Below are 23,364 nucleotides of genomic sequence, written 5' to 3' on the forward strand. Positions count from 1 at the left end.
TTATGGAACAGAAGAACCGTCCCCCCGGTCTTTTTGTTCTGTCTTGTCCTTTAGGCTCTTTGCTTCATGATAGGCTCTGGTACCTTCAGGTATTCTGTCCAGAAGTTTTAAGGCTTCCTCTTCCCTGCCTTCTTTTATGAGCTCTTTTGCCTGTTTTAAAGTAAGATAAGCTTCTTTTTCTTTTTCGGCATGTTCTATCTTCTCTTCCATCTTGGAAGTCTTGCCCAATCTGCCAAGTTCTTTATATCTAGCAATCGCTTCATCATACCTGCCTTCAGCTTCCAGATTAGCCCCTTCTATTATTATTTTCCTGGTTTCTATTTTTTCAGGGAGGTTAACCAGCATATAACCGTATATCCCGGCAATTAAAACTAACCCGATAAGGGATATAAACCAGGAAGCAGAATACCTGGGCCTTTTAACCCAAAACCCCAGCAGAAATATAAAAGGAATTCCTAAAATAAAGGTAATCTTCAAAAATTCCCGCAAAGGCAGGGAAAATACCATCAAAACAACAGCCAGAAGCAGGATAAGCCAGCCATAACCTTTAATCCTCATGTTTCCAAACCTTTCCTGTGCAGTGCTTTATGTCCTATATCGCGCCTGTAATGCATACCTTCAAAATATATCTTTTCAGTTTCTCTATAAACTTTATCTATACATTCCTTTATATTCTGCCCCCGGCAAACTACATTCAATACCCTTCCCCCACCTGTTACCAGCTTTCCATCCTTTAACGCAGTTCCTGCGTGAAAAAGGAGGGTATCCTCATTAAGCCTGTCTACTCCAGTTATCGCCTTTCCTTTTTCATAACTTCCCGGATAGCCGCCGGAAGCCAAAACTACACATACACAGCTCCCCTCCTCCATCTGCGGCTTGTAACCGTTTAGTTCTCCCAAAGCCACCTTTTCAAAAAGGGTATAAACATCATCTTTAATCATGGGAAGCAAAACCTGGGCTTCCGGATCGCCAAAGCGGGCATTAAATTCCAAAACCTTTGGCTCACCATTAACCACCATCAGCCCGGCATAAAGGACTCCGGAATAGGGACTCCCTTCCTCTTTCATAGCCTCAATAACCGGACCTATAATTTTCTCCTCTACTTTAGAGGCTAAAATATCATCATACAGCGGAGGGTTTATATAGGCCCCCATACCTCCTGTATTAGGACCTTTGTCCCCGTCAAAAACCTGTTTGTGGTCCTGGGCAGCCCCCAGGATTACAAAATCCTTGCCATCACTCAGAGCAAAAACGCTGACCTCTTCTCCCGGCAAAAACTCTTCCATTACTACCCTGTTCCCTGCTTCCCCCAAAGCCTTTTTTACCATAATATTTTCTATAGCTTCTTTCGCCTGGGAAAAATCTTCAGCTATTACTACCCCTTTGCCGGCCGCCAGGCCGTCTGCTTTTATAACTATCTTTCTCCCTTTTTCCGTATAATGTCTGGCAAAATCCAGTGCTTTTTCAGCATCATCAAAAACCTCATAAAAAGCAGTGGGAATACCGTATTTTTGCAAAAGATTTTTGGTAAAAACCTTGCTCCCTTCCAGCCGGGCAGCAGCTGCTGTCGGTCCAAATATTAAAAGTCCTCTCTCCCTGAAAACATCCACTATCCCTTTCATTAAAGGAGCTTCCGGCCCCACCACGGTAAGGTCTATACCTTTCTCCAGGGCAAAATCTGCCAGCCCTTCTATATCTTCCGCCCCTATATCTACACATTCCGACAATTCAGCTATTCCCGGATTGCCAGGAGCAGCATATATCTTTTCCACCTGAGGGCTTAATGACAGCTTCCACACCAGGGCATGCTCCCTTCCTCCCTGGCCTACTACCAGCACCTTTTTACCCACCATATTCCCCCCTAATGTTTAAAATGCCTGATGCCTGTAAATACCATGCTTATACCATGTTCGTCGCAGGCTTCTATGCTTTCTCCATCCCGCATGGAACCACCCGGCTGGATTATAGCCTTAATGCCATAACGGGCAGCCAGTTCTACTGTATCCTTAAAGGGGAAGAAAGCGTCGGAAGCCATAACTGCCCCCCGGCATTTTTCCCCACCCTGTTCAAGAGCTATGCGCGCTGCCCCTACCCGGTTCATCTGTCCAGCTCCTATGCCTACCGTAGCCCTATCTTTGGCAATAACAATAGCATTGGATTTTACATGTTTTACTACCTTCCAGGCAAAGATAAGGTCTTTTATCTCTTCCTCCCCGGGTTTCAAGCGGGTTACTGCCTGCAGACCATCCGGGGCAAGATCTTTATCACCACTTTCCTGCACCAGAAATCCTCCCAGAACACTTCTTACAGCCAGCTTAGGCTTAAGTCCGTTTTCCAGTTTGAGTATGCGCAGGTTCTTTTTACTTTTCAGAAAATCCAGAGCCTCTTCTTCATAACCAGGGGCAATAACCACTTCCATAAAAAACTCGGCCGCCTTTTCAGCCGCTTTTATATCTACCACCCGGTTAAAAGCTACAATACCTCCAAAGGCAGATACCGGATCCGCTGCAAAAGCCCTGTCAAAAGCTTCCCGCAGATTCTCTCCCAGAGCCACCCCGCAGGGATTGGTATGTTTTATAATAACACAGGCCGGCTCTTCAAATTCCTGTACCAGAAGATAAGCAGCTTCCGCATCGATTATGTTATTATAGGAAAGCTCTTTGCCGTTAAGCTGTTCTGCATCGGCAAGCCCCCTTACCGGCATCATGTCCCGGTAAAAAGCTGCTTTCTGGTGGGGATTTTCGCCATACCGCAGTTCATACACCTTTTCTCCTGCCAGGGCAAAGCTATCCGGCAGCGCCTCACCTTTTATCTCCGCCAGATAGCGGCTTATCATGCTGTCATAAGCTGCTGTATGGCTGAAAGCCTCTACTGCCAGCATAAACCTCATATCCTGGTCAACATCCCCTTTTTCCTTCAGGGAAGCCAGAACCTTCTCATAACAGGCAGGATTTACAACCACAATAACACCCTGATAATTTTTGGCTGCGGCTCTTATCATAGCTGGCCCGCCTATATCAATATTTTCAATCGCTTCTGCCAGCGATACCCCTGGCTTCTTTATAGTTTCCCGGAAAGGATAAAGATTGACCGCCACTATATCAATAGTCCCAATATGGTTAGCCGCAAGCTGGTTCAGGTGTTCTTCATTCCTTAAAGCCAGAATGCCGCCGTGAATAGCAGGATGCAGAGTCTTCACCCTGCCGTCAAGTATTTCCGGAAAACCTGTAATATCTGATACTTTGGCAACCTTTACCCCCGCTTCGCTGAGCAGCTTGTAGGTACCACCGGTAGATATTATTTCATAGCCAAGTTCACTAAGCCCCCTGGCAAAAGGGACTACTCCTGTTTTATCAGAAACGCTTATAAGCGCACGTTTTTTCATTTTTCCCCTCTCCTTTTTTACCTTATAATCACCCTGCGTCCATCGAGATAAAGCCTGCCTTCTGCCATAAGCTGCAGAGCCTGCCAGTAAATCTGGTGTTCTTTTTCCAGAATACGGATAGACAGAGTCTCCACTGTATCTTCCTGATAAACCGGAACCACCTCCTGCAGGATAATAGGCCCGGTATCCATTCCTTCATCCACAATATGCACCGTGCACCCGCTGTACCTTACCCCGTATTCCAGGGCTTGTTTCTGTGCATCAAGGCCGGTAAAAGAAGGCAGAAGTGCAGGATGTATATTTAAAACCCGCAGAGGAAATTCCTTAAGGAAATTTTTTCCCAGAAGCCGCATATAACCTGCCAGGGCTACCACATCTACTCCGCAGTTTTTTAAAACCTTAACCATCGCCTCTTCAAATTCTTCCCGGCAGGAATAATGCAGAGGGTCGATAAAAAAAGCGTCTATCCCTCTTTCCCGGGCTTTCAAAAGCGCTAAAGCCTCTTTTTTATCACTCAGCAAAACCTTTATGTCAGCATCAAGCTTTCCTTTCTTTACTGCCTCATATATGGCCAGGAAATTGCTCCCCCTTCCAGAAGCCAGAATCCCAAGATTTAATCTTCCTGGCTCTTTTATCCTTATCATACTATCCTTACCCTTTCTTCGCCTTTTTTAACCTTTCCTATTACTATAGGCTTTTCTCCTTTAATATGCAAATGCTTTAAAGCTTTATCAAGATGATGTAAAGGGGTTATAATAAGAAATCCGGCTCCTAAGTTAAAAGTTCTAAGCATTTCTTCTTTTTTCACCTTTCCCCATTTTTGAATCAGTTTAAAAACCGGGTAAAAAGGAAGCTTTTCCTCTTCTATTTCTCCCATCAAGCCATCCGGCATTATGCGGGCCAAATTTTCCGGAATGCCTCCTCCCGTAATATGAGCCATCCCCTTTACATCAACCTCCGCCAGCAGAGAAAACACCGGTTTTACATAAATGCGGGTAGGGGTTAAAAGCTCTTCCGCCAGGGTCTTTCCCAGCTCCTCCACCCGGTCTTCCAGGTTATAGCCGGCCTCCTCCAAAAGCACCCTGCGGGCCAGGGAATAACCGTTGGAATGGAGTCCAGAAGAAGGCAAGGCTATTATTGCATCCCCTTCCTCAATCCGGCTGCCGTCAATAAGCTTTTCCTTATCTACCACCCCCACAGCAAAGCCTGCCAGATCATACTCATCTTCACCGTAAAAACCAGGCAGTTCCGCGGTTTCCCCTCCTATCAGGGCACATCCCGCTTCCAGGCACCCCAGGCTTATCCCTTTCACCAGTTCTTCTATCATTGCCGGCTTCAATTTGCCAACCGCGATATAATCTAAAAAAAAGAGGGGTTCAGCACCGTGTACCAGTATGTCATTTACACACATGGCTACCAGGTCTATCCCTACCGTATCATGCCTGCCGGTAAGCTGGGCAATTTTAAGCTTGGTCCCTACCCCATCAGTGCCGGAAACCAGAACCGGCTCCTTATACTTATTAACATCCAGGGCAAAAAAACCTCCAAATGCGCCTATGCTGGATAATACCTCTTTCCTCCTCGTCATCTCTGTCCACTTTTTTATCATTTCCACTGACCTGCTGGCTGCCTCAATGTCTACTCCCGCGTCCTTATAGGTAATCCCCTTTTCTTCCATAACCTTTCCTCCACTACTCTATTTTCACCGGATAATTGCCGCTAAAGCAGGCAGCGCAGAAAAATTTGTCATCCCGCTTCAGGGCTTTAAACATCCCTTCCATGCTTATATATCCCAAACTGTCTGCCCCTATAAACTCCCTTATCGCTTCTATATCCATCTTGCTGGCTATAAGTTCTTCCCTTCTTGAAGTATCTATGCCGTAAAAGCATGGAAAACGGGTAGGAGGTGAAGCTATGAGCATGTGTATCTCTCTGGCTCCAGCTTCCCTTAACATCTGGATTATCTTTTTACTGGTAGTACCCCGTACAATGGAATCATCTATCATGATAATCCTTTTATCCTTTACCACTTCCTCAATAGCGTTGAGCTTAAGCTTAACCCCCAGCTCCCGCATCTGCTGGGTAGGCTGGATAAAAGTCCTCCCTACATAGCGGTTTTTCATCAAACCTTCTTCAAAAGGAAGCCCCGCTTCATCCGCATAGCCCAGCGCAGAAGCCGTTCCGGAGTCGGGAACAGAGATTACCAGATCCGCATCTATGCGGTTTTCCCGGGCCAGCTGCTTCCCCAGCTCTCTTCTCGCTTTATAAACATTAATCCCATCCAGGGTGCTGTCCGGCCGGGCAAAATAGATATATTCAAAAACACAGTGAGCACGTACAGGAAGATTAGACGCTTTTATAGAACGCATGCCGCTGTCATCAATGACTACAATCTCTCCCGGTTCTATATCCCTTATTAAAACTGCCCCTACCGTATCCAGAGCTGCCGATTCCGAAGCCAGCACATAAGCATCGCCTATCGCTCCCAGGCAAAGAGGCCTTATCCCGAAGGGATCCCTTACCCCGATCAGCTTATCTTCAGTCATGATAAGAAGGGCATAAGCGCCTTTCATATCAATCATACACTTGGCCAGGGCATCTTCCAGCTTATCCTGCGAATAGCGGGCCAGAAGGTTGGCTACCACCTCAGTATCAGTGGTAGTCTGAAAAACCGATCCATAGGTAGCCAAACGTTTTCTCATTTCCTCCGTATTAACCAGGTTGCCGTTATGGGCCAGAGCCACCATACCGTTAAGGTAATGGAAAACCAGAGGCTGGGCATTTACAGCACTGCTTTCCCCGGTGGTAGAATAGCGTACATGGCCGATAGCCATATAGCCGTTAAGATTTCTTATATTTTCACTCCGTATAACTTCGGTAACCAATCCCATGCCTTTTTCCAGCCTTATCCGCCTGCCATCAGACACCGCAATGCCTGCGCTTTCCTGGCCCCGGTGCTGCAGGGCATAAAGGCCATAAAAAGCGGTACGCGCTACGTCTATATCCTCGCTCCCTTTGGCAAAAATCCCAAAAACCCCGCATTCATGCTTAAATTTGTCTTCTATTTCATCAAACACGCAATCGCCTCCCCCCACAGGCTGCTGGCTTTATCAAGGGGCAGCACTACTTCTTTCCCCTGTTCATCAGCAAAAATCAGTTTCCTTCCTTCTACTCTTCCTATAATCGTGCAGGCAATCCCAGCCTCTGCGCATGCCTTTTTCAAAAATTCCCATTTACCTTCAGGCAAACTTACTACTACCCTTCCAGGGGCTTCGGAAAACATAACTCCCCTATCCAGTACCGGCAGCTTCACCTTAAAACCTTTATCCCCTTTTATGGCACATTCTGCCAGGGCTACCGCCAGCCCCCCTTCGCTCACATCATGGCAGGAGGATAAAACCTTTTCCCGTGTAAGACAAAGGAGCAGGTCTATAAGCCTTTTCACCTCTTTAAGATCTATATCCGGAACCTGTCCCTTTTCTATTCCATGACATACGGCCAGGTATTCAGAACCTCCCAGTTCCCTGCGCATTCTGCCCAGAAGGCAGATTAAGTGCCCTTCTTCTTTAAAAGCCATGTCACAGCGATTCTGGATATTCTCCAGAATCCCTACCATGCCTACCACCGGAGTAGGGTAAACCGCCCGTTCTGTGCTCTCATTATATAGGCTTACATTGCCGCTAACCACCGGTGTATTGAGAACAGAAGCCGCATCAGCCATGCCTTTTATCGCCTCTTTAAGCTGCCAGTAGATTTCCGGTTTTTCCGGATTGCCAAAATTGAGACAGTTGGTAAAGGCCAAAGGCCTGGCTCCTACACAGGCCAGGTTTAAAGCAGCCTCTGCCACTGCCATCATCCCGCCTTTATAAGGATCAAGATAAACCATGCGGCTGTTGCAGTCTACCGTGGCAGCAAAGCCTTTTTCTCTCCCCTTAACCCTCAACACCGCAGCATCCCCGTTCCCGGGCAGAACAACCGTATTGGTCATCACCTGATAGTCATACTGGGAATAAACCCATTTCTTGCTGGCAATATTGGGGGAAGAGAGGAGTTTTACCAGGGCTTCTTTCACATCTATTTCAGGCAAATCTTCCTCTTTTAGCTCTTTCGCTTCCAGGTAATAGTCGGGCACCCTGCCTTCCCTTACATAAACCGGGCACCCTTCAGTAAGCGCCTTTACCGGAACAGCCGCCACTTCCCGTTCTCCTTCCAGCACCCGAAAAATGCCATCTCCGGTTACTTCCCCAATAACAGAGGCATCTAATCCCCATTTATCAAAAATCTGGGCAATCCTTTCCTCACACCCCTCCCGGGGGATAACCAGCATTCTCTCCTGGGATTCTGACAGCATAACCTCATAGGGAGTCATCCCTTCTTCCCGCCTGGGCACTTTAAGGACATCTATACAGGCTCCCCGCCCTTTTTTGCTTACCGTTTCCGCAACCGAACTTACAAGGCCAGCTGCTCCCAAATCCTGCATCCCGTCTACCAGGTTTTCCTTGATAAGCTCCAAACATGCCTCAATAAGCAGTTTTTCCATAAAAGGGTCCCCTACCTGCACAGAAGGCCTCTTTTCCGCAGAAGCTTCCGAAAGCTCCTCTGAGGCAAAAGTAGCCCCGTGAATGCCGTCCCTTCCTGTCTTGGCCCCTACCAGCATAATAGGGCTTCCTTCCCGCCCGGCCACTGCCCTTGCTATTTCATCCTTTTTTACCAGGCCTATACACATAGCGTTAACCAGCGGATTTTCTTTATAGCAGTCATTAAAATATACTTCTCCCCCTACGGTAGGTATGCCAAGGCAGTTCCCGTAATCCCCTATTCCGGCTACTACCCCGGCAAACAGTTCCTTTACCCTGTCATCATTAAGCTGTCCAAAGCGCAGGGAATTCAAGAGGGCTACCGGCCTTGCCCCCATGGTAAATATATCCCGTACTATGCCTCCCACTCCGGTGGCTGCCCCCTGATAAGGCTCAATGGCTGAAGGATGGTTGTGGCTTTCAATCTTAAAAACCAGGGCATCTCCATCGCCTATATCGATTATGCCGGCATTTTCCCCCGGCCCCTGAATTACACATTCTCCCTGCGTGGGAAAAAGCTTTAAAAGCGGACGGGAATTTTTATAGCCGCAGTGTTCGGACCACATAACCGAAAACATGCCTAGTTCCAGTTCATTCGGCTCCCGCCCCATAAAATCAACAATCATTTTATATTCATCATCAGTTAATCCCAGATCACGGTAATTCATCTTGATGCCTCCTTTGCCCATTTAATCATCGAAGCAAAAACCTTAAAGCCGTCAGTTCCGCCTAAAATAGCTTCACTGCACCTTTCCGGGTGAGGCATCATTCCCAGGACATTGCCTTCTTTGTTAACAATCCCGGCTATATTCGCCAGTGCCCCGTTAGGGTTATATTCATCACTTACTTCCCCCCCGGGGCTGCAGTAGCTAAAGACTATCTGCCGGTTGGCTTTAAGCTCAGCAAGGGTTTCCGGAGTACAGTAATAATTGCCTTCTCCATGAGCGATAGGGATTTTTACAACTTCTCCTTCCGAAAACAGGTGGGAAAATGGTGTGTCAGTGCGGTTTACTTTGAGGTGTACCTGGTCGCATATAAACTTAAGGCTCCGGTTGCGCAGCATGGCTCCCGGAAGCAGGCCGGCTTCCAGAAGAATCTGGAATCCATTGCATATGCCTATAACCAGCCCTCCCCGGGAAGCAAAATCCTTTACTGCCGACATTACCGGGGAAAAACGGGCAATCGCCCCTGCCCTCAGGTAGTCGCCGTAGGAAAATCCTCCGGGGAGAATAATAGCGTCAAAAGAGCGCAAATCAGTCTCCTTATGCCAAACATAAAAGGCCTCTTCCTTCATTACCTCTTTTATCACATAATAACAGTCCACATCACAGTTCGAACCCGGGAATACCACTATCCCAAAACGCATAGCCCTTACTCTCCCCCCACTATCTCTACCCGGTAATCCTCAATTACCGGATTGGCCAGAAGCTCTCCGCTCATCTTCTCCACTTCCCTTAAGGCCTCTTCCCTGCTTCCAGCCTGCAGCCATACTTCGATAAACTTTCCTATACGCACTTCATTAACCCCGGCATATCCCATGACATTCAGCGATTTTTTCACCGCGTCCCCCCTGGGATCAAGGACCCCGGGCTTTAAAACTACATAAACATGCGCCTTATACAAAACATATACCCTCCCCTGCTTTATAAATCTACCTTAAATTGCCAAGCTTTCCTTCAATCCTTCTTACCACTTCCATATAAGCCTCTTCCTCTTTGCCCAGATTTCTGCGGAAACGGTCTTTATCCAGCTTTTCCAGGCTTTCCTTGTCCCACAAACGGCAGGTATCGGGAGATATTTCATCCCCCAGGACTATGCGGCCATCTATGCGCCCAAACTCCAGCTTGTAATCCACCAGTATAATGCCAATACTGTCAAAGAAAGGAGTAAGCACTTCATTTATCTCCAGGGCTTTTTCCTGCATAGCCTTGAGTTCCTCCCTGGTAGCCCAGCCCATAACTTCCGCATGGTATTCATTTATCATAGGATCGCCCAGCTCATCACTCTTATAGTAGAGCTCAAGGATAGTCCCCTTAAGGGCAGTGCCTTCTTCCAAACCCAGCCTTTTGGCAAGGCTTCCTGCCACCCGGTTGCGCACCACGATCTCTACCGGTATCATGTCAAGCTTCTTTACCAGCACATTTCTTTCATCTATTTCTTCCACCAGATGGGTTTCTATGCCGTTTTTCTCCAGAAGACGGAAAAGCATGTTGGCTACCCGGTTGTTCATTATCCCCTTATTATTGATAATCCCTTTTTTGGCCCCATCAAAAGCCGTAGCGTCATCCTTGTAATACATCCACAAAACCCTGGTGTCATCAGTAGCATAAATCTTTTTGGCTTTGCCTTCATACAAAAATTCTCCTCTTGCCGCCATCATAATCCCCTCCCGTTATTTAAGGTTTTAAAGCCCGCAGCGTTCAAAAATATAATCTACATTCTGTGTGTAGATAGACAAATCAAAAGCCGCCTCCAGCTCCTCCGGAGTAATAACCCTCATAATATCTTCATCAGCCAGCACCAGCTCTTTAAAATCAAGCTTTTCTTCCCAGCTCTTCATGGCATTTCTCTGTACCAGACGGTAAGCTTCTTCCCTCAGCATCCCCTTCTTGACCAGAGCCAGCATCAATTCCTGTGAAAATACAAGTCCCCGGGTGCGGTTTATATTTTCCCGCATATTATCCTCATATACCACCAGGCCTTCCATAATGCCGGTAAACTTGGCCAGCATATAATCTACAAGTATGCAGCTGTCCGGTATGATTACCCTTTCTACCGAAGAATGGGTTAAATCCCTTTCATGCCAGAGCGCCACATTTTCCAGCGCCGCCAGGGCATTGGCACGTACTACGCGGGAAAGCCCGGCCACCCTTTCACTCATCATCGGGTTGCGCTTGTGCGGCATGGCTGATGAGCCTTTCTGCCCTTTGCGGAACGGCTCCTCCACCTCCAGAATATCCGTACGCTGGAGGTTCCTTATTTCCGTAGCCATCTTTTCCAGGGAGCTGGCAATAACCGCCAGGCTGCACATGAACTGGGCATGACGGTCTCTCTGGATAATCTGGGTAGAAACCTTGCACGGCTTTAAGCCCAGCTTTTCACACACATATTCTTCTACCCTGGGGTCCAGGTGGGCAAAATTGCCTACCGCGCCTGAAATGGCCCCATAAGATATCATTTCCCTGGCCTGCTTTAGCCTTTCTATATTCCTTTCCATCTCCGTATACCATAAAGCCATCTTAAGCCCGAAAGTGGTAGGTTCCCCGTGTATCCCGTGGGTGCGCCCGATAATCAGGGTATATTTATACTTCCTGGCCTTTTCCCCGATAACTTCCTTGAGCTTTACAAGCTTGTCCATTATAAGGTCAGCAGAATCCCGCATCTGCATAGCCAGGCCTGTATCCAGAATATCTGAAGAAGTCATCCCCAGATGTATATACTTGGATTCTTCCCCCACATATTCCGCCACATTGGTAAGAAAAGCGATAACATCATGGTGGACTTCCGCCTCAATCTCCCTTATCCTTTCTATGTTAAAATTGGCCTTCCTTTTAATCGCTTCCACCGCTTCTTCTGGAATCTTGCCCAGTTTTGCCCATGCCTCACAGGCAGCAATCTCAATCTTCAGCCAGTTTTTGAGCTTGTTCTCCTCACTCCAGATAGCTCCCATCTCCGGCAGGGTATATCTTTCAATCATCTATTTACCTCCTTTTTGTTCCAGATAAGCTTCAACCCCAAGTTCTTTAAGCTTTCTATCTTTATTTTTCACTTCTTCTGCCATCTTCCTGCGGTATTCCTTAATATTTTGCCTTATTTTTTCATCTTTTACGCCGATTATCTCTGCTGCCAGAATAGCAGCATTGGCACTGCCGTTTATCGCTACCGTTGCCACTGGAATCCCTTTTGGCATCTGCACAATCGAATAAAGCGAATCTACTCCCGATAAAGTAGAAGTCTTTATTGGTACCCCAATAACCGGCACTACAGTAGAAGCGGCAATAACCCCGGGAAGGTGAGCTGCTCCTCCTGCTCCAGCTATAATGACATCAAGTCCCCTTTCTTCAGCCGTTTCGGCATACTCTGCAGTCTCCTTCGGCAAACGGTGGGCAGAACAAACCGTAAACTCATAGTCTATGCCCAGTTCTTTCAGCATATCCCCGGCCTCCTTCATAACCGGGAGATCAGAATCACTCCCCATAATAATGCCAACCTTGGGCATGATATCCCTCCCTGATTATTATGTAACAATTTAAAAAGCCCAGGAGACAGGCTCTGAAACGAAACCTGTCCGCCTGGGCTTTTATCCCTATACGGTGTAGTGCCTTTATCCCCCAAAGGCACCTGTGCCACTTGGACCAGACCATGTACTGCTACATGCGGAACCCTAGGCACACTTTCGCGTTTCTTTATTAAATTTTGACCTCATTTTGATACTAACAAAGGTTTAAAACGATGTCAACGTGCTAAAAAATCTTTTAACAAAAGCTTTACAAATCTTTAATCAACTTTTTGATGCGCGCCAGGTCTTCTTTAAGCTGATAAGCCTCCCTCTTTATTTCATCGTCCCCCAGATTCAATAGTTTATCCCAGTCTACTTCATTTTCTATCTCTTCCAGACGGGTAATAATACTGGCCCCCAGCAGCCTGACAAATTCCTGCCAGGCATTATCGCCGAAGCTATCCAAAAATTTTTCCTCCCTCACCCTGTTTTACCTCACTTTTCCCTTTTTATCCGGATTCTTCCCTCTTAAACTGCAAGTTATACCATATAATATGCATATAAGTTATAATAGAGAAAACTTAATCTATCATGCAAAGAAAGGAAGGAAGAAAATTGCGGAATAAAAAAACCTTTTATATTATCCTGCTTTTATGCATAATATCCTTTTTCGCCTTAAACGGCTGCCTGCCCAAAAAAGCGCCGGAAAACCCGGAGCCCAAAACAATAAATAAAAAAATAACCCTTTATTTCGCCGATCAGCAGGCCATGTACCTGCTTCCGGAATCCAGACAGATTACAGTTTCCAGTAAGGCCTCTTCAGAAGACATCGTCAAAACCGCCATAGAAGAATTAATAAAAGGCCCCCAAAAGGAAGGCCATTATCCGACTATACCCCCAGAAACAGGCATTTTATCTGTAAAAAAGGAAGACAGCATCTTATACCTTGACTTTTCCCGCGAGCTGCAAACTGAACATCCAGGGGGAAGCGCCGGGGAAATCCTGACCATAATGTCTATAGTAAATACAGCAGCCGAAACAGCTGGAGTAGAAAAGGTACAGATCCTGATAAATGGTGAAAAACAGGAAACCCTGGCCGGTCATATAGATATAAGCACACCGATAGCCAGAGATGAGAGCATAGTAAAAAGGTAGGAAGCATGGATATACTTCTTTTTTTATGTTTTTTCCATTAAAAGGCAAATTTTTTAAAAAACTCTTCCCCGGCAGCCGGGAATTTTTTAGCCCGCTAAAATTACAGCAGGTTTTTCATTTTAAAGAAAATATTTCCTTTAGATGGGATTCTTCTTTAGTTGAGCCTTAATTTTAAAAAGATAAAATATATTTTTGCAAGCAAAACCCATTATTAAGGAACCACAAAAAGGGTAAACAGAGAGGGCAGGAAGCAAATCCCCGCCCTCTCTGTTCTTTATCTGGCTGCTTTTTCAAGTTATCTTCTTTAAAGAATATAATTTCCTAATTTAGCCCTTTCCTTAACTCTTCTATCCTCTCTACAGAAAGCCCAGTGAGTTCAGCTATAGTTTCTATGTCCAATCCCTTTTTTAGAGCATTTATTGCTGTCTGCTTTAATGTCTCTTCACGCCCTTTCTCTATACCTTTCTCTATGCCTTTCTCCATCCCTTCCCTTATACCTTCCATTTTTCCCTCCTGCTTCAGCTGCTCAGCTATCGTCATTATCTCACCCCTCCTCTCCGGGATCAGCTCTTCCACATAGTCAAACAGCACTTCTTTTTCCAGCTTCTCTGCTGTCTTTATTATATACAAAATTACGCTCTTTAATAAATAGCCGTACTCTCCTCCTATCTCCCTTACCTCTTTTAAGGTCTCCCTCAACAAAATCTTTACCTCTTCTTCCCCTTTTACCTTTTTTAAAAACAGGCTCCTCAAGAATACCCTTATGACAGCGTCCCCCGCTTTTTCCACTGCCTCTTTTTCCCCCAGCTCATATAATATATGCCTGAAGCGGGGAAGGTATTCTTCTAGCTCCCCTTTTTCCCTTTCCCCTTCTATAAGCTCTGTGAATTCGCAAGAGGACCTCCACTTCTCTTCCCCGTGGTAGAAGACTACCGGGATTATGGGGGTCAGTTTTTTCTTTTTCTCTTTGTTTATCTCCCTTTCCCAGATGTTTACCATGTATTTTAAGAGCTGAAAGGGGGTCAGTTCATACAGGTAGCTTTTGTGTTCTATCAGGAAGTATATGTATATATCTCTCCCGCTCTTTAGCCTGCCTTTGAAAAGGAGGTCGGAATAGGCTTCTTTCAGTTCCTGGCTTATGAAGCTTTCTTTCTGGAAGGTAAGGGTTTTCAGGTCAGCTATGTTTTTTATCCTCTCGGGAAGGATTTCATTAAGGAATTTTTCCGCTATCCCGGGGTTTTCCAGGTATTCTTTGAAGTATCTGTCGTGGAGGTTTGCTATGTCGCTCATTAAGGCTTTCTCCTTTTTTGTTTAGATTATATGGAATTAAATGGCTTTAGACAAGGAGTTTTATGTTTAATCCTCAAACATCTGTTCTTTATCAATTGGATTTTAAATGTAATTTAAATTTTTAATAAAAATTAAATTTTAAAACCTAAAATCATTTTTTGTTCTTAGAAAATTAAGTTTTAAAATCTATTTTTTTAATTTTCAGGATAAAGATTTAAAGAGGTTTTTTTGTTATTTTTTATTCCTTACGAAAGGATTTTCTTTTTTTATGAGGAATTTTTTCTCTGGCTGCTTTAATATTTTTTAGGAAAGGATGGTTTTTTATGGCTTTTTCTCCTTTTTCGTTTTTTAGAAGGTTTTTGTTTTCTTTAGCTGTTTTTTCTCTGGTTTTTTCTCCTCCTGCTACAGCTGGTTATGAGTATATAGGGGATGATTTTTCCCGGGATGAGGTTTTATATGCCGGGTATAATAAGGTGATTGTTTTCAGGATGGGGGATTATAATTATTATGTGAAGGATGTGGACAGTGGGTATATTGAAGCGACAAGGATGGACGCAGCCCCCAAGGTAGTAAGCAATAGAAGCTTTGTTCCTGTCAGATTTTTAGCCAATGCTCTTGGAGTAGACAACGACAATATCAACTGGAACGCGCAACAGCAAACCGCAACCCTCAAGGGCAAAAACACCCTCAAACTCAAAATCGGCAGTAAGACAATGCAGGTAACCAAGCCAGACTCCCAGCAGGAAGGTTTAACTATGGATGTAGCCCCCTTTATCGAAAAGCCAGGTCGCACCATGCTGCCTGCAAGGTATGTAGCAGAAGGTCTTGGGTTCAAGGTTGACTGGGACAGCAATCACAAACTTGTCATCGCATACCCTGAAGGAATGGAAAAACCCGACATCAACGACATCATCGACCTAATCAACAAAAAGAACAACCCCGCTCCCTCAACCCTCACCCCACAGGAGATAGCATATGTGAAAAGTGAACTTGCAAGATATGCAAAGCACGCACCAAATGATTGCGATGCCAAGTTTACTCCCAATCCTTCAGTATTGAGTGACGAACGCTACAATGAACTGGCAGAATTTATAAAGAAGGAATATCCTTATGTCAAGTTTGACAGAAGTTTGTTAGGTACTACACCAGGAGCATTTGGGAGAGAACAAGAAGTGATATATGGCATTGACACAAGAGACAACCATGTAGTCGTATTGCAGGTTTATTTAACATCTAATGGAAAGGGATATGTAATGGAGGCTCAGCTTGTTCACGATATAACAGAAACTGCAGATTTTGATGAAGGTAAAATAAAATGGTAAGGAGGAGTGTAAGTTGATTGGCAGAAATTATAATAACAGGTTGACTGGTTTAATTATTCTCTTAGCATTTGTTATGTCATTTGTAATTTTAACTCCCAAGGTTGAAGCAGCAAGTTTTTCGAAATTAGCATTGGAAATTCGCAAATTAAATAATGGTAGCTGGAAGTATTACTACACAACCGACACCAGAGTATGGGAAGAAATAGTCGAACCCTCCAAATTAAACGACTACAAATCAAAATTCACAGGACAAGACCCCTGCACTTCCCAACTAGACCATATCAAATGGACATGGAAATCAACCTACAACAGAGAAGTAAAACCATCAAATGCCAATATAAGCACACCAATATCATCATACACTGGAGGAGATTTGACATACAGAACATCAACTTTAATTTTTTATGTAATATATAAGGACAAAGATGGCAAGTAAGGACTAACAGGTTAATTTTTTGAATTCTCAAAATTGGGAAACGAATTCTTTTAACCTGCCCTCCTTAAATTGTGCTAAAATAAATTGCAGTATAATCTTTGCCGTTTTGCTGTTATAATTTTAAAAGAAGCCTGTTTATTGATAAAATAGTTTATTCTCCGTTTTTACATCTGCTCTTGATACGGCAGAAAAACTGCCACATACTGAAATATGCCGCTGATACCTTTTTTATTTAAAAACCTTCCAGGAAGAGAGGGGATTTCCCTTGCCTGACCAGCACCCTAAAGGGAAAAATTTCAAAAATTTTACCAAAGTCGACCTGGCCATCCCCGAACCAGCAGACATAAGTTTCAGCGAACTTGATATAATAGGCAATCTGGGCAACCTGCAGAACTTCAACAGCTTCAATGATTTATTCCTGGGAAGATTTACGAAACAGGAGATGTATGAAAAGATTGCAGAAACTGGCATGCTTTCCCATCTCAAATCGATAGGGTTTGATGATATTGAGCTTGTCATCGACCGGGACGAAAATCATATACATTATCTAAAACTGTACTGGAAGGATATTATTCCCGAAAACCAGCTCCTTGACCTGCGGGTAAGCGAAAATTTTTTCATGCCGGATAAAAAGTTTTTTGAGGCAGATGAAGAAATATTTCCCTATGACATGATTCTTATCGAATGGCTCTCCGCCAGAAACCCCCGGGGAACTTTCACCAAAGAAAGGCCTCAGCTTCCAGGCCAGAGCAGCCCAGGCCTTGGCATTCTCAAATACTGCTTCAGGCTTCTCTACAATCTGTCCAGTGAAATCTTTAAAGACGGTTATTTCGATATACCCAACCACATACATGGAGCTATCATGTACTCCAAACAGTTCAAGTTTTTTGACCCCGTGCAGGAAGCCTTCCTTAGAGCAATAATAAGGGACCTTGACGACTATTCCCTGGCTGACATTTCCTGGGGCATAATTACCGGAACCATCATAGATATTGCAGAAGACAGACCGGTTTTGTATGAACCAAGCGAACAGGTGCATTATATTTCAGAACGGATGAAAAAATATTTCACATCTGAAAAATATATCGCCGCCTTTAAAGAATACTATCATAAAAAAAGATACCGCCTTGATTATGAAAATATGCTGCGCAAGCGGGAAGAGATACTCCGCTACAACAAAATCGAAGACCTTTAAAATAGCCATTCTGCCTGTTTATCCCTCAAATCTATAAGGAATAAATCCATAAGCATTAAATAACGGGGACGAAAAAAATAAAAATCAAGACAAAATAAAATTCCACCACCCCATCTCTTTAATTTAAGGCAAATGCTGGAAATGTTTTATTTACAGATACGCAAAAACCGGCATAAAAGCTTTAAAAACTGCTGTTTAAAGGGTAGTGGAATTCGAATTTTATTATCAGAAAAGCTTTAACAGTATCCCATAAATCATTACCCATCTCATCTAAGTCCAGTGATATTTCAAATCCAGAGGAAAATATTCCAAAAATGCCAGGCAGGAAAATAAGCGGCATTATGTGCAGCAAAAAGCAGCTCAAAAAAGGAGGCTATCTTTCGCATTTGGTGTAGGCTTCTTCGATTTTCTCCTTATCTACCATGCTTTTTCTTATGTTTTTAATGTCGACTACAATCCTTTCCTTGGGCAGTTTTTCTATTACCAGCGGGTTCAGTTTGTTTACCAGTTCCCTGAAAAATCCGCCAAAATCAAATTCCGCATAATCTTCGTCTTCAAACTCCATCCTCACTGTGTCCATATAATCCCTTCCATTGGAAGTCACCGTAACCGTAACATCAGCCATCAGCCTCATAACAGCACCTCCCTTTTTCAACCTTTTTTGTCATTTAATAACTAAATTTAACTTATTTTTCTTAATATTTATTTTATTAGGAAAATTAAAATTATTCAATATTATTTTATGTTCTGCCTGGCTCAAAGCAACCATTTATCAGCACCAGTTATCCAGCAAATTTTACAATTTATGACGCCAAAAATATGAACAATGTATGCAAAATATCAAGCAAAAAGGCAGGTGTTTATATACCATACCTGCCTCAGGCTGAAGCTCAAAATAAGCACCCAGGCTATTACCTTTTTTATGCGCATAAAAACTCTCCTTTCCCTAATCCTTAATAAACTCCCAACCATAAAGTTTAACTAAATAAAGCTTAACTAAATATATTTGATTTCCTCCAAGCTAACAATTCAAAAAATTATTTTGTCATTGACATCTTAAATTTCGCCTTTGAATAAATTAGAATTTTATGCAAAGGCATAAGGGAATGGCAGCAAAAATCTTCATCACCAGCATGAAATATTTTGCAGTTTTTGATTTTAAAACTTTAGCCCTAATTATTCTGTAATTATTGCACGAAAAAAGCTTTCGCCGAATAAAAATGCGAACCTAAAGAAAGGGGATTTTTATGCTTAATATTTTAGGCATTGCCGGTTTCGACCCTTCAGGAGCTGCAGGGATAATGGCCGATCTCAAGACAGTATCTTCTCTGGGAGGTTATTTTACCGGAGTAGTAACTGCCCTTACCGCCCAAAACACTTCCCGGGTCAGCGCCGTCAAAGAAGCAGGTGATGCTTTCCTGCAGAGGCAGCTTGAAGCGGTAGCCGAAGATTTCAGGATAGACGGCATAAAAATAGGCATGCTGTACAGCAGGGAAAACATCGAAACTGTAAGCAGGTTTTTAAAGGGGCTAAAATCGGAAATACCGGTAGTTCTGGATCCGGTCATAATTTCAACCAGCGGTTATCCGCTTCTGGAAAAAGAGGCAGCAGAAGCGCTAAAAGAAAAGCTTTTCCCCCTGTGCACAGCTATAACCCCCAATATACCGGAAGCTGAATTTTTATCCAGCCATACGGTAAAAGAAGTGAAAGATATGGAAAAAGCAGCAAAAGAACTCCTTAAATACGGCCCTGGATGGGTTATCGTGAAAGGAGGGCATCTTGAAGGGGAACCGGTTGATATAGCAGCCAGCCAGGAAAAAATTCACCGCTTCAAGAGCCAGCGCATAGAAAAAGGGGAAATAAGGGGAACCGGCTGCGCCTTTTCTTCTGCCCTCGCTTTCTACCTGGCTGCCGGGCTTAAAGTTCCGGAGGCAGTCAGCAAAACCAAAACTTACCTCGAAGAAGCGATAAGGCAAAGTTTTCGCCCCGGCCAGGGATGCCCTGTCCTCAAGCATTTTATATAAGGAGGATAACCGGATATGAAAACAAAGCCTGACTATTCACTGTATCTTGTAGCAGACGCTGACCTTCTTTCCCCTTTTAACCCGACAGAACAGGTAGTTAAGGCCGTAAAGGGAGGAGCGACTATCGTCCAGCTGCGGGCCAAGAAATTAGCTGACCGGGATTTTTACAGCCTGGCCCTTAATATAAAAGAAGCCCTTTCCCCCTGTTCCATACCTTTCATAATAGACGACCGGGTAGATATAGCACTGGCTGTAAACGCGGACGGAGTACACCTGGGGCAAAAAGACCTGCCTGTTCCAACCGCCCGGCAAATACTCGGCCCGCATAAAATCATCGGCCTTACGGCTAACAAGCTGGAAGAGGCAGAAAAAGGTGAAAAAGAAGGGGCCGACTACCTGGGCATAGGCCCGGTTTTTCCTACTGCCACCAAGGAAAATCCAGCTCCGGTAATCGGCCCTGAAAAACTTAAAATTTTCACAGCCCGGGTTAAGATACCGGTGGTAGCCATAGGAGGCATAAACCCGGACCGGGCAGTTGAGATAAAGAGAGCAGGAGCAAGCGGTATAGCCGTTTCTTCATTTATCCTTAAAAGCCCTGACCCTGAAGAAGCTGCCTTTCTGCTCAAAAAAGCCTGGACAAACTGTCCTTATCCATCCTGACCGCGCAGTATTCTCCGCACATGCTGCAGGGCTGGCCTTTACAGGCATCAGGGTTTTTGTCCTTGTATATAAAGAAGGCTTTTTCCGGATGAAGCGAAAGCCCTATCTGTTTCTCCCAGTCCAGTTCCCTTCTGGCTCTTGATACCGCCATATCCCTTTCCCAGGCACGCTTTTTGCCCCTGGCCAAATCGGCAGCGTGGGCAGCCAGCCGGGAAACCGCCACCCCTTCTATTATATCCTCTTCATCCGGAAGCCCCAGGTGCTCAGCAGGGGTTACACAGCAGAGGAAGTCGGCTCCATAAAAAGCAGCCAGCGCCCCGCCGATAGCCCCTGCCACATGGTCATAGCCAGCTGCAATATCGGTTACCAGAGGCCCCAGCACATAAAAAGGGGCATTATGGCAGAGCTTTTTTTCCAGGTCAATACATGCTTTTATGCTGTTTAAAGGCATATGCCCGGGACCTTCCACCATCACCTGCACCCCTTTTTCCCGGGCCCTCTTCACCAGCTCTCCCAGGATAACCATCTCCTCTATCTGGGCCGGGTCATTGGCATCCGCCAGGGACCCTGGCCGCAAACCATCCCCCAGGCTCAAGGTAGTGTCATAGCGCAGGCACAGTTCCAGAAGATAATCAAAGTTTTCATAAAAAGGGTTTTCCCGGCCGTGTTTTCTCATCCAGGCTGCGGTTATCGCCCCTCCCCGGCTCACTATCCCCATAAGTCGGGGGTTTTTATCAAGAACGGCCAGGGAAGACCTGGTTATGCCGCAGTGGACGGTTATAAAATCTATGCCGTCCTGGATGTGTTTTTCCACAGCCTTAAACATATCTTCTTCGGTCATAGCCAGGATATCTCCCTTTTTCTCTTCCGCTTCCGCAGCAGCCTGATAAACAGGCACACTGCCTACCGGCACCTCAGAAACCCTTACAAACTCCTGCCTTATCCTGTCGCGCTCCCTGCCGGTGCTAAGGTCCATAACCGTATCAGCCCCAATTTTTAAAGCCGCCTTAAGCTTTCTGATTTCCTTTTCCAGGCTGGATGCCTGCTTGGATACCCCCAGATTGGCATTTACCTTTACCGTAAGGCCTCTGCCTATGCCGCAGGCTTTTAATCCCTGATGCCTTATATTAAAAGGTATAACTATGTAACCTTCCTCCACCCCTTTTCTAACCTCTTCAGGGGACAGGCCTTCTTTAGCCGCCACCTCCAGCATCTGGGGAGTAACCTCTCCGCGCTTCGCCTTTATAAGCTGGGTCATAAACTCACCTTCTTTACATATTCTAAAGCCAGCCCTGCTGCCTTGCGTCCTGATAAGAGCATGCCCCCGAAAATAGGCCCCATACGGGGGGTATTAAAAAGGGAACTTACACTCATGCCGGCTGCTATAAGCCCCTCTGCTATGAAACCCGTATATTCTACCACCATTTCTTCTCCTTTTTCCGCCCACATGGAAGAAGTCCTAACCCTATCTTCCCTGTCTTCCGGGAGCTTTTCAGCGGATTTGGCCAGGTAAATTCTGGCTACACTCGCATCATGCCCGGTAGCGTCGATAACTGCCTTAGCCCCCAGAGAAAGGGGATCCACATGCATACCAAGCTTTACCGCAGCAGTCCAGTTTACGACTACCCCGCAGACGCGCTTTTCCCTCACCATAACATCTTCTGCCGTTATGCCATTTAAAATCTTGGCTCCTTCCCTATCCGCAGCCAGGATAAGCTGAGCTACCGCCCGGTAGGAAGGCACCACCAAATAGCCGTCCTGGTTTATCCGGTGCACAATCCCTATTTCATCCAGAATTTCAGCTGCTTCTTTCTGGAAAACTATCTGGTTAAAGAACATGCCGCCTCCCCACATGCCGCCGCCGGGAGATAAGCGGCTTTCCAGGACTGCTGTCTTAAGCCCGCTTTTAGCGGCATAAAAAGCAGCCGTAAGCCCTGCCGGTCCCCCTCCCACGATTATAAGATCACACTCCAGATTTTCTTTCAGCACTGAATAATACTCATCAATAATAGAAGCAGTTATTTTTATATCATTTATGAGCATTTTCTTTCCTCCCCTTTATATTTTCCCCTGGATACCAGGCAGGCGAAGGGGGAATTACGCTTCTTCACCTTTTCATCCCCCCTTTCCAGATAAAAAAACCTGACGTTTGCCCAAAAAGGCATGCGTCAGGTATAAAAACCCCTCACTGCGCTCCCTCCGCTGGTATTACCCAGTTCAGGTTCAAAGGGTATAATCTCAGCCTTTAACGGCACCCCTGCGCATACCTGGTATGCAGTTTTTTTAAACTATATAGAAAAAATTCCTTAACGGCAAGTGTCTTTACAAAAAATTTACTTTTCCAAATAAACGCTTTTGTAAAAATCATGCTTTCTATCTGCTGCCACTATTCTGCATATGCGGTTTACTCCAGTCATGGTTATACAATAAATGCATTGTTAAAAAAGCATTGATGCACAACTATCAAATATTTTATTATAAAAATTAATTCTTCTGCCCCTGGCAGCCAGGAATTTATCCCCTGTGCCAGGGGTAAAATTTTTTAATAAAGCTTAAAAACTGCTATTCAGGGAACTGCATGAATGATGATTTATTTAAAATACTTTTCAAATATATTCTGCAAAGCTTCCTCACATTCCTTATAAAAAGCAGCATATTTATCCACAAGTTCTGCCGCTTCCGGGGTAAGGGCAGAACCCCCTCCTTTTTTCCCTCCGCTCTGGCTTATGATAAGCGGGAAACCCAGCCTTTTTTCCAGGCTTTTTATAAGGTTGTAAGCCTGGCTGTAGGACATATGCATACTGCTGGCAGCTTTGGATAAGGAACCGGTTTCCCTAACCCCCTTTAAAAGCTCATAAGGCCCCGGTCCAAATACCTTGCCTTCTTTATCCAGCCATATTTTAAATTTCAGATTATACATGCCTACCTCCACTAACCCTTATCTCACCCATTATATATGTAAAACATCCTCCCCCATTTAGCCCTGTCATTTTCCATTCTGATGCTGGTAAAAAAATTCTATTCCTATTTTCTCCCTCCCGTCAAGCCCGCACTTGATAAATAAATACCTGCTTTATGCCTGCTTTTTACATAATATTGCA

At 44.8% G+C, this 23,364-nt stretch carries 24 protein-coding genes and 2 riboswitches; of the genes, 6 read left to right on the plus strand and 18 right to left on the minus strand.

The window, feature by feature from the left end; all coding sequences use genetic code 11:
• The 13 genes from ACZ42E_RS08345 to ACZ42E_RS08405 form a co-directional block, all read right to left on the minus strand.
• A complete protein-coding gene (locus ACZ42E_RS08345; RefSeq protein WP_464891876.1) occupies positions 1-558 on the minus strand; it encodes a tetratricopeptide repeat protein in 558 nt (185 codons plus the stop codon).
• Positions 555-1,853: a phosphoribosylamine--glycine ligase gene (purD, locus tag ACZ42E_RS08350; RefSeq protein ID WP_464891877.1), complete on the minus strand. Its 1,299-nt coding sequence runs from the start codon at positions 1,851-1,853 to the stop codon at positions 555-557. Before purD ends, ACZ42E_RS08345 begins: the two co-directional genes overlap by 4 nt.
• Positions 1,854-1,861: 8 nt before the next feature.
• A complete protein-coding gene (gene purH / locus ACZ42E_RS08355; RefSeq protein ID WP_464891878.1) occupies positions 1,862-3,385 on the minus strand; it encodes a bifunctional phosphoribosylaminoimidazolecarboxamide formyltransferase/IMP cyclohydrolase in 1,524 nt (507 codons plus the stop codon).
• 17 nt (positions 3,386-3,402) lie between these two features.
• Entirely contained in the window at positions 3,403-4,029 is a 627-nt protein-coding gene (purN, locus tag ACZ42E_RS08360) for a phosphoribosylglycinamide formyltransferase (protein WP_464891879.1), read from the minus strand.
• Positions 4,026-5,063 (minus strand): phosphoribosylformylglycinamidine cyclo-ligase, encoded by a 1,038-nt coding sequence (purM, locus tag ACZ42E_RS08365; RefSeq protein WP_464891880.1) that lies wholly within the window; start codon positions 5,061-5,063, stop codon positions 4,026-4,028. The genes purN and purM overlap by 4 nt, the downstream gene beginning before the upstream one ends.
• 13 nt (positions 5,064-5,076) lie before the next feature.
• Entirely contained in the window at positions 5,077-6,462 is a 1,386-nt protein-coding gene (gene purF, locus ACZ42E_RS08370) for an amidophosphoribosyltransferase (RefSeq protein WP_464891881.1), read from the minus strand.
• Entirely contained in the window at positions 6,447-8,630 is a 2,184-nt protein-coding gene (purL, locus tag ACZ42E_RS08375; RefSeq protein ID WP_464891882.1) for a phosphoribosylformylglycinamidine synthase subunit PurL, read from the minus strand. The genes purF and purL overlap by 16 nt, the downstream gene beginning before the upstream one ends.
• Complete coding sequence (gene purQ, locus ACZ42E_RS08380; protein ID WP_464891883.1) at positions 8,627-9,328, minus strand: phosphoribosylformylglycinamidine synthase subunit PurQ; 702 nt, start codon at positions 9,326-9,328, stop codon at positions 8,627-8,629. Before purQ ends, purL begins: the two co-directional genes overlap by 4 nt.
• Positions 9,329-9,333: 5 nt before the next feature.
• Positions 9,334-9,585 (minus strand): phosphoribosylformylglycinamidine synthase subunit PurS, encoded by a 252-nt coding sequence (gene purS / locus ACZ42E_RS08385; RefSeq protein WP_464891884.1) that lies wholly within the window; start codon positions 9,583-9,585, stop codon positions 9,334-9,336.
• A 28-nt stretch (positions 9,586-9,613) separates the two neighbouring features.
• Complete coding sequence (gene purC, locus ACZ42E_RS08390) at positions 9,614-10,339, minus strand: phosphoribosylaminoimidazolesuccinocarboxamide synthase (RefSeq protein ID WP_464893512.1); 726 nt, start codon at positions 10,337-10,339, stop codon at positions 9,614-9,616.
• A gap of 27 nt (positions 10,340-10,366) precedes the next feature.
• On the minus strand, positions 10,367-11,659 hold the full coding sequence (purB, locus tag ACZ42E_RS08395; RefSeq protein WP_464891885.1) for an adenylosuccinate lyase: 1,293 nt from the start codon (positions 11,657-11,659) through the stop codon (positions 10,367-10,369).
• Entirely contained in the window at positions 11,660-12,181 is a 522-nt protein-coding gene (gene purE / locus ACZ42E_RS08400; RefSeq protein WP_464891886.1) for a 5-(carboxyamino)imidazole ribonucleotide mutase, read from the minus strand.
• A gap of 68 nt (positions 12,182-12,249) precedes the next feature.
• Positions 12,250-12,361: riboswitch (guanidine-I (ykkC/yxkD leader) on the minus strand.
• Positions 12,362-12,449: 88 nt separating this feature from the next.
• Positions 12,450-12,647 carry a hypothetical protein gene (locus ACZ42E_RS08405; RefSeq protein WP_464891887.1) on the minus strand — a complete coding sequence of 66 codons (198 nt, stop codon included), beginning with the start codon at positions 12,645-12,647 and terminating at the stop codon, positions 12,450-12,452.
• A 149-nt stretch (positions 12,648-12,796) separates the two neighbouring features.
• On the opposite strand from ACZ42E_RS08405, the gene ACZ42E_RS08410 reads away from it, so the two are divergent.
• Positions 12,797-13,336: a GerMN domain-containing protein gene (locus tag ACZ42E_RS08410; RefSeq protein WP_464891888.1), complete on the plus strand. Its 540-nt coding sequence runs from the start codon at positions 12,797-12,799 to the stop codon at positions 13,334-13,336.
• A gap of 321 nt (positions 13,337-13,657) precedes the next feature.
• On the opposite strand, the gene ACZ42E_RS08415 is transcribed toward ACZ42E_RS08410, so the two are convergent.
• Positions 13,658-14,626, minus strand: coding sequence for an Rpn family recombination-promoting nuclease/putative transposase (locus ACZ42E_RS08415; protein ID WP_464891889.1), 969 nt, complete (start codon positions 14,624-14,626; stop codon positions 13,658-13,660).
• A 323-nt stretch (positions 14,627-14,949) separates the two neighbouring features.
• Here ACZ42E_RS08415 and ACZ42E_RS08420 point away from each other — a divergent pair, with 323 nt between their 5' ends.
• The 3 genes from ACZ42E_RS08420 (at position 14,950) to ACZ42E_RS08430 (ending at position 17,579) form a co-directional block, all read left to right on the plus strand.
• Positions 14,950-15,948, plus strand: coding sequence for a copper amine oxidase N-terminal domain-containing protein (locus tag ACZ42E_RS08420; protein WP_464891890.1), 999 nt, complete (start codon positions 14,950-14,952; stop codon positions 15,946-15,948).
• Positions 15,949-15,961: 13 nt separating this feature from the next.
• On the plus strand, positions 15,962-16,384 hold the full coding sequence (locus ACZ42E_RS08425; protein ID WP_464891891.1) for a hypothetical protein: 423 nt from the start codon (positions 15,962-15,964) through the stop codon (positions 16,382-16,384).
• A gap of 265 nt (positions 16,385-16,649) precedes the next feature.
• A complete protein-coding gene (locus ACZ42E_RS08430; protein ID WP_464891892.1) occupies positions 16,650-17,579 on the plus strand; it encodes a hypothetical protein in 930 nt (309 codons plus the stop codon).
• A 373-nt stretch (positions 17,580-17,952) separates the two neighbouring features.
• Here ACZ42E_RS08430 and ACZ42E_RS08435 read toward each other — a convergent pair whose 3' ends face one another.
• On the minus strand, positions 17,953-18,213 hold the full coding sequence (locus tag ACZ42E_RS08435; RefSeq protein ID WP_464891893.1) for a hypothetical protein: 261 nt from the start codon (positions 18,211-18,213) through the stop codon (positions 17,953-17,955).
• Between the two features lie 613 nt (positions 18,214-18,826).
• Here ACZ42E_RS08435 and thiD point away from each other — a divergent pair.
• Positions 18,827-19,603: a bifunctional hydroxymethylpyrimidine kinase/phosphomethylpyrimidine kinase gene (gene thiD, locus ACZ42E_RS08440; RefSeq protein ID WP_464891894.1), complete on the plus strand. Its 777-nt coding sequence runs from the start codon at positions 18,827-18,829 to the stop codon at positions 19,601-19,603.
• Between the two features lie 15 nt (positions 19,604-19,618).
• Positions 19,619-20,263 carry a thiamine phosphate synthase gene (thiE, locus tag ACZ42E_RS08445; protein WP_464891895.1) on the plus strand — a complete coding sequence of 215 codons (645 nt, stop codon included), beginning with the start codon at positions 19,619-19,621 and terminating at the stop codon, positions 20,261-20,263.
• Here the strand turns inward: thiE and thiC are convergent.
• The 3 genes from thiC to ACZ42E_RS08460 form a co-directional block, all read right to left on the minus strand.
• Positions 20,226-21,521 carry a phosphomethylpyrimidine synthase ThiC gene (gene thiC / locus ACZ42E_RS08450; protein ID WP_464891896.1) on the minus strand — a complete coding sequence of 432 codons (1,296 nt, stop codon included), beginning with the start codon at positions 21,519-21,521 and terminating at the stop codon, positions 20,226-20,228. The genes thiE and thiC overlap by 38 nt on opposite strands.
• Complete coding sequence (locus ACZ42E_RS08455; protein WP_464891897.1) at positions 21,518-22,306, minus strand: sulfide-dependent adenosine diphosphate thiazole synthase; 789 nt, start codon at positions 22,304-22,306, stop codon at positions 21,518-21,520. The genes thiC and ACZ42E_RS08455 overlap by 4 nt, the downstream gene beginning before the upstream one ends.
• Positions 22,307-22,440: 134 nt before the next feature.
• Positions 22,441-22,532: riboswitch (TPP riboswitch) on the minus strand.
• A 321-nt stretch (positions 22,533-22,853) separates the two neighbouring features.
• Entirely contained in the window at positions 22,854-23,183 is a 330-nt protein-coding gene (locus ACZ42E_RS08460) for a winged helix-turn-helix domain-containing protein (protein WP_464891898.1), read from the minus strand.
• Between the last annotated feature and the right edge of the window lie 181 nt (positions 23,184-23,364).

Source organism: Thermosyntropha tengcongensis, assembly GCF_055381335.1.